Source organism: uncultured Cetobacterium sp. (assembly GCF_947039425.1).
Classification (GTDB): Bacteria; Fusobacteriota; Fusobacteriia; order Fusobacteriales; family Fusobacteriaceae; genus Cetobacterium_A.
The window spans coordinates 1-6,828 of sequence record NZ_CAMQYW010000084.1; the positions used below are offsets into that span (position 1 = coordinate 1).

The following is a 6,828-nucleotide window of genomic DNA, read 5'->3' on the forward strand; positions in this document are numbered from 1 at the left end:
CTGTTATCGTTACTGGTAACCCAAATTTCCCATGTGCATATTGCATAGCAAAAGGCATATTATGAAGAAAATCTGGCAATGGAATATAAAACATTATTGCAGGTCCCTCCACTAATGGTGGTGCTATAAACTCTATTGGTCCTATTCTCATAGATTTCGCCTCCTTTCATTTTTTTTACTTTAAATACTTTGATTTAAATTTTTTTATATTGTTAAACAGAGTTAATACTAGTATATTAAGTTTTATACTCAACAACCCTATAACTCCACTAACTAACATGGGAAATCCAAAATATTTTGTTGATATACCTAAAAAAACTCCGTATATTAAATATCTCTTTAAATACCCAACAACTCCTACTTTAAACGGAGAATTAGAAACTAAACTAGATTTAGCATCTAAACAAATCATATAAAATCCAACTACTGATAATAGCGATCCAAAAAACATTCCTAAATAAATATATTTATTCTGTGTCAATATTCCATACACTAAAATCACAATAGATGTTATAATTCCTCTTTTTATAATTCTTTTTAACTCTTCCATGAATCACACTCATTTCTATTTTTTCATTATTGTTCTATAAGCATTATAGAATCCACTAAAAACACCTACACATAAAAAAAATAAGAAAAGTGCCGTGCTTTTAAAAAAGTATTTTTCAATTAATTTATATATAAAAATAAAAACTCCAATATTCCCTACAATTATAAATCCTAAGAAACCTAAAAGTGAAAAATAGTGCATAAATTCTTTATTAAACCACATTTTTTTCACTTCCTTTTTATTATTTTTTTACTACATAAAAAAATCTCTCTCCAGCTATTCTATCATCTTTACCAACTCTTAACAAGTTTAAATTGTATTTTTCAAGAATATTTTCAATTTCTTTGTGTGTAAAGATTCTCTTTTCATACATTTCTTTTAATTTTTCATAGTGCCCTGCTCTGTTTTTAACAAAATAAACAGCTTCTATTACATCTATTTCGTCCTCTTGAAAATGCTCCCAAATAATAGTCATATCTTTTCTATCATCATAATAGACTCCACCTGGAAACATCATATTCATAAATTCTCTATTTATTACATCGAAAATATAGATTCCGCCTGGATTTAAGTTATTTTTAATACAAATCATCAGTTCTTCTAAGTCTTCAATTGTTGTTAAATGATTCACAGTGTCGAAAAGCGATACTATTATATCATATTTTTCTCCAGTGTCAAACGCTCTCATATCACCTGCAAATAATTTAACATTTTTATTTTTTAATTTTTTATTAGCTATTGTCAACATATCTGTAGATAAATCAAGACCCGTACACTGAAAATCATCTTTAAGCCTAAGTAAAGTTTCTCCTGTACCGCACCCTAAATCTAAGAGATTTTTTCCAGACACATCTGATTCTGAAATTATTTTTTTTATAAGATCTGCCCATTCATCATAATTGCAATGTTGCATAAACTTATCATATACTTTTGAAAAATTTTTATAATACATTAACTTACTCCTATACTAACTCTTTTTTTACAATTTCTGCTATTTCATGGGCTACTCTATCTACCATCTCTTTTTCTTTACCTTCAACCATTACTCTAACTATTGCTTCTGTTCCAGAAGTTCTTACTAATACTCTTCCAAGCCCAGCCATCTCTTCTTCTTTTCTTTCTATAAATTTAACAATATTTTCATTTTGATTCCATGTATTCTTCTTAGCATTATCTACTTTTATATTTATTAATATTTGTGGCCAATCAACAATCTCTCCAACTAACTCATCTAAAGATCTATTAGAGTCTCTTATAGCTTCAACTAATTTAACAGAAGTTAATACTCCATCTCCTGTTGTTCCAAAATCTGTTAAAATTATATGTCCTGACTGTTCTCCACCTATATTTACTTCTAATTCCCTCATTTTTTCAAGAACATATCTATCTCCTACATTTGCTCTCTCCAAAGTGATTCCTTGTGCTTTTAGATAGTTTTCAAATCCCATATTGCTCATTATTGTTGTTACTACTTTATTATCTTTTAATTCATTTCTAGACTTCATTCCAAGAGCTAAAACAGCTATTATTTTATCTCCATCTACAATTGTTCCATTTTTATCAACCGCTATTAATCTATCTGCATCTCCATCATATGCTAAACCTAAATCAGCATCATATCCCATGACAACCTTTGCCAAAATTTCTGGATGTGTTGAGCCACATTTAACATTTATATTTCTTCCATTTGGTGCATCATTTATTACTACTATTTCAGCTCCAAGTGATAAAAATACCTCTTTTGCCACTCTATATGCTGATCCATTTGCTGCATCTAAAATTATTTTCATTCCAGAAAAATCACCTTTCACTGTTGATAAAATATGATCTCTATATAAGTAATATTCATCCTCTGTGTAAGTAAATCTTCCAACTTCATCTCCTGCTATTGGATTTTTTGTTATTTTATCAATATTATCCATTAAACTTTCTAAATCTAATTCCACTAAATCTGGAAGCTTATTTCCGTTTTCTGCAAATATTTTAATACCATTATCTTTTGCTGGATTATGTGAAGCAGATATCATTATTCCTGCTTTTGCACTACTTTTTTGTGTTAAATAAGCTACCCCTGGCGTTGGTATTACTCCTACAAAATTTATATTTATTCCCATTGAATTTAATCCAGCTGTTAATGCTGATCTTAGCATATATCCTGATCTTCTAGTATCTGATCCCATTACTATTTTAATTCTTTTTTCATTTGGATATTGCTTTTTTAAAGAATACCCTAAAGCATACCCTAATTTTAATGCTAACTCCACCGTTAACTCTCTATTAGCCTCTCCTCTTATCCCATCTGTTCCGAAATATTTTCTCATTTTTTTCTCTCCCTTCTAAGCTGTAGTTTTTCCCCAATTAATCCTGTTATTAATCCTGATATACACCCCATAAATAGAAAACCCCATACAAAAATAAAAATAGATTTACTCATAATACTTATATTTCTAAATAATAAAAAGTAAACAACTATTAGTTGTGTTAAATTATGTACAAAAGCTCCACCTATACATATTGCTATTAATGATAATTTATCTCTATATCTAAAAAGTAAAATAGTCAAGAGGGTACTTGTCCCTCCTGATATCAAACTAATTATAAAGCTTGGTGAAAACATTGTTCCTAGCATCATTCCTTGAATAAATACTCTTAATAATAAAACTTCTAATCCCATTTTACTATCAAATTTTTCAAGGGCTATTATTGTAGCTATATTTGCTAGTCCTAATTTCATCCAAGGGAAAGGTTTAGGAATCAATGTCTCTACTAGAGATAGATAAAGAGCTAACAATACTAACGCTGTTAGATATTTTCTTCTTCTATCAACCATTTTTTATACCTTTAATTCCGCTGTCATTCCTAATAAGTTCTTATTTTTTTCTAAAATTGGATTTATCTCTTCATTTAAAAAATCTGTTACTTGATTAGGTGCAAATCCAACAAAGTTTTTTGGATCTAAAATTTCCATTAATTTATCTCTATCTATATCAAAAGTAGAATCTCCTAATATTCTTTCTATTAAATCATTTTCAAGCCCATATACTTTAACTTGCTTTCCAGCCTCCATAGAGTGCACTCTTATTACTTCATGTAACTCTTGTCTATCTCCACCTTTTTTTACACCTTCCATAATAATATACTCTGTTGCCATAAATGGTAATTCAGCCATTATATGTTTTTCTATCATTTTTGGATAAACTACTAAACCTTCTAAAATATTTTTCCATATTATTAATATTGCATCCACTGCTAAAAATGCTTGCGGCACTGATAATCTTTTATTTGCAGAGTCATCTAGAGTTCTTTCAAACCATTGTGTTGATGCAGTCATAGCTGTACTTTGTTGTAATGCAATTACAAATTTTGCAAGAGATGATATTCTTTCACTTCTCATTGGATTTCTTTTATAAGCCATTGCTGACGATCCTATTTGACTCTTTTCAAAAGGCTCTTCTATTTCTTTTAAATGTTGTAATAATCTTAAATCATTTGTAAATTTATGTGCACTTTGAGCTATTCCACCTAATAGATTAGATATTTCTGAATCAATTTTTCTATCATATGTTTGCCCTGTTACTAGAAATCTTTTATTAAATCCCATTTTTTCAGCAACTTTTTCATCTAACTCTTTAACTTTTTTATAATCTCCATTAAATAATTCTTCAAAACTTGCTTGAGTTCCAGTAGTTCCTTTTACACCTCTAAATCTAAGTGTTTCTTGTCTAAACTCTAACTCTTCTAAATCAAGAACTAAACTTTGAGCCCAAAGAGTCGCTCTTTTTCCAACTGTTGTTAATTGCGCTGCTTGAAAATGTGTAAATCCTAAAGTTGGAAGATCTTTATACTCATCCGCAAATTTAGCAAGACCATCAATTACATTTATTAATTTTTGTTTAGTTAACTGTAAAGCTTCTTTTATTTGAATTAAATCTGTATTATCTCCTACATACGCACTTGTTGCTCCTAAATGAATAATTGGCATTGCTAAAGGTGCTGCTGTTCCAAATGTATGTACATGTGCCATTACATCATGTCTGAATTTTTTTTCCATTTCATCAGCTAATGTATAGTCTATATTATTTATATTCTCTTTCATTTGTAATAATTGTTCATCTGTTATTTCAAGTCCTAGCTCTTTTTCTGTTTCTGCTAAAGCATACCACAGCTTTCTCCATGTTGAAAATTTGAAATTTGGTGAAAAAATCTCTAACATCTCTTTTGAACTGTACCTTTCTGCCAAAGGATTTGAATAAATATTTTTGTTCATCGTAATTCCTCCTAAAATATATATAATTTAATTTCTTTCTAACATCATCAATATTGCTGTTTCCCCATCACAATAATATTTTTTTCTTTTTCCTACCTGATTAAATCCTATTTTTTCATAAAATTTAATGGCTTTAATATTACCTTCTCTCACTTCTAAAAATAAGTTTTCTTTTTTTATATTTAAAAAATAGTTAATTAAATCTTTCCCTATTCCTTTTTCTCTACTTTTTCCAATTACAGCTATTTTCATAATTTCAAATACATCAAAAGAATCATGGACTAACAAATATCCATTTATTTTTTCAAAATTATCCACAATAAGAATATATGAATCACTTAAAATCATCTCTTCTAAACTCTCCTTAGAATAAGCTTCTTTTTTAAAAAATTCAATTTCCAACTTTGCTATACCATCTATAATCTCTTTATTTTCTATATCTTTAATAATATACATAACTATTTTAGAAATCCTATTCTATTTAAAGGCCAAAATCTTACAAAAGCCTTACCTTTAATTCTATCTTCTTTTACAAATCCCCACATTCTAGAATCGTAACTTCCATTAGTATTATCTCCTAAGGCTAAATAATAATCTTCATCCAATTTTTCTGTTACAGTCTTACCTTTTATTAATTGTGATAAAACTTCTGAATCATGAATATAATCTAAAATCATACCTGTTTGTGAACCGTTTATATAAAATTTTACATTTGGTAAAAGTTGAGATACATATCCTGAATTCTCTTTTAATAATTTTTGAACTTTTGCTACATCTATATTTTCTTGTTCAAATTTTGCTGTATAATCTTCTCCTGGAACTATTTTTACAATATCACCTTTTTTAGGAACTGTCCATGTATTGTAACTTAACTCTCCTAATGGAGTATATTCTCTATCTGATATTTTTTTCCCATTTACAAATAATCTATCATACTTTATTTGAACTTTTTCCCCTGGTAATCCCATTAATCTTTTTGTATAAAGAACTTTGTTTTCGATTGGTTCTTTAAATACAATTATATCCTCTCTTTTAGGAGCCTTAAAACTATATATAAACATATTCCCAAAAAGTCTATCTCTAGGAACTATTGTAGGTATCATAGATCCTGTTGGTACTAAAAAGTTACCTATATAAAATTTTTGTATAATTAGTACTAAAATTAAGGCTGTACCTAAACTTTCTATTAATTTTATTATTTTTCTTAAAATCTTTTCTGATGTTTTCCCTTGAATTTTAAACTTATTTACAAGCTTATCTTCTAATACTGTTCTTTTTTTATCTATTTTTGCTACTAAGTACTTTTCTTTTATAAAAATGTATAAAAAAAACGCCGTTAAGCATATGTAAAATATACTATTTAACACTATATGATCTCTATCCATGGTACTCTCCTTTATCATCAATTTGCTTATATTTTATCACAAAAAAAAGAAAAAAGCTAAGGAATTGTAATTCCCTAGCTTTTGAAAACTTATCTTCTGATTTCTTTGATTCTTGCTTTCTTTCCAGAAAGTTCTCTTAAGTAATAAAGCTTTGATCTTCTTACTTTTCCAACTTTTAATACATCGATTTTATCGATCATTGGAGAGTTTACTGGTATTATTCTTTCTACTCCGATTCCACCAGTTACTTTTCTAATTGTGAAAGTTTTTGCAACTCCTCCACCATTAACTCTGATTACTACACCTTCGAATAACTGAACTCTTTCTTTGTTACCCTCTTTTACTTTGTAGTAAACTCCAATAGTATCTCCTGCTTTAAAAGCTGGGATATCTGTTCTTAAGTAGTTTTGCTCTACTAATTGAATTAATTTTTCTTTCATTTTTGCCTCCCTGAATATTCATTTAATATTCCCATTAAAGCGGAATATTCGTTATAATAACTAAAGTATTCTATCATATTTTATACTATTTGTCAATTTTAAGAATTAAAATTTGAAATTAAAGTTTAGAATTGGTAATACTTCAAAAAGTTCACTATTATCTGCCATATTTACAAGTCCTATTTG

General features: G+C 28.2%; 9 protein-coding genes. All 9 read right to left on the bottom strand.

Annotated features, from left to right (window positions below):
- Positions 1-175: 175 nt before the first annotated feature.
- Positions 176-550: an ATP synthase subunit I gene (locus Q0V09_RS05855; protein ID WP_297406389.1), complete on the bottom strand. Its 375-nt coding sequence runs from the start codon at positions 548-550 to the stop codon at positions 176-178.
- Between the two features lie 15 nt (positions 551-565).
- On the bottom strand, positions 566-772 hold the full coding sequence (locus Q0V09_RS05860; protein ID WP_297406391.1) for an AtpZ/AtpI family protein: 207 nt from the start codon (positions 770-772) through the stop codon (positions 566-568).
- A gap of 19 nt (positions 773-791) precedes the next feature.
- Positions 792-1,502: a class I SAM-dependent methyltransferase gene (locus tag Q0V09_RS05865; RefSeq protein WP_297406393.1), complete on the bottom strand. Its 711-nt coding sequence runs from the start codon at positions 1,500-1,502 to the stop codon at positions 792-794.
- A 10-nt stretch (positions 1,503-1,512) separates the two neighbouring features.
- Entirely contained in the window at positions 1,513-2,871 is a 1,359-nt protein-coding gene (gene glmM / locus Q0V09_RS05870; RefSeq protein WP_297487641.1) for a phosphoglucosamine mutase, read from the bottom strand.
- The gene (locus Q0V09_RS05875) at positions 2,868-3,380 is read right to left on the bottom strand and encodes a Gx transporter family protein (protein ID WP_297406398.1); all 513 of its coding nucleotides are present in this window, start codon (positions 3,378-3,380) and stop codon (positions 2,868-2,870) included. Before Q0V09_RS05875 ends, glmM begins: the two co-directional genes overlap by 4 nt.
- A gap of 3 nt (positions 3,381-3,383) precedes the next feature.
- Positions 3,384-4,817 (bottom strand): adenylosuccinate lyase, encoded by a 1,434-nt coding sequence (purB, locus tag Q0V09_RS05880; RefSeq protein ID WP_297406400.1) that lies wholly within the window; start codon positions 4,815-4,817, stop codon positions 3,384-3,386.
- Between the two features lie 27 nt (positions 4,818-4,844).
- Positions 4,845-5,273: a GNAT family N-acetyltransferase gene (locus Q0V09_RS05885; protein ID WP_297487643.1), complete on the bottom strand. Its 429-nt coding sequence runs from the start codon at positions 5,271-5,273 to the stop codon at positions 4,845-4,847.
- Positions 5,274-5,275: 2 nt separating this feature from the next.
- Entirely contained in the window at positions 5,276-6,202 is a 927-nt protein-coding gene (lepB, locus tag Q0V09_RS05890) for a signal peptidase I (RefSeq protein ID WP_297406403.1), read from the bottom strand.
- Positions 6,203-6,291: 89 nt separating this feature from the next.
- Complete coding sequence (rplS, locus tag Q0V09_RS05895; RefSeq protein ID WP_297406404.1) at positions 6,292-6,642, bottom strand: 50S ribosomal protein L19; 351 nt, start codon at positions 6,640-6,642, stop codon at positions 6,292-6,294.
- Between the last annotated feature and the right edge of the window lie 186 nt (positions 6,643-6,828).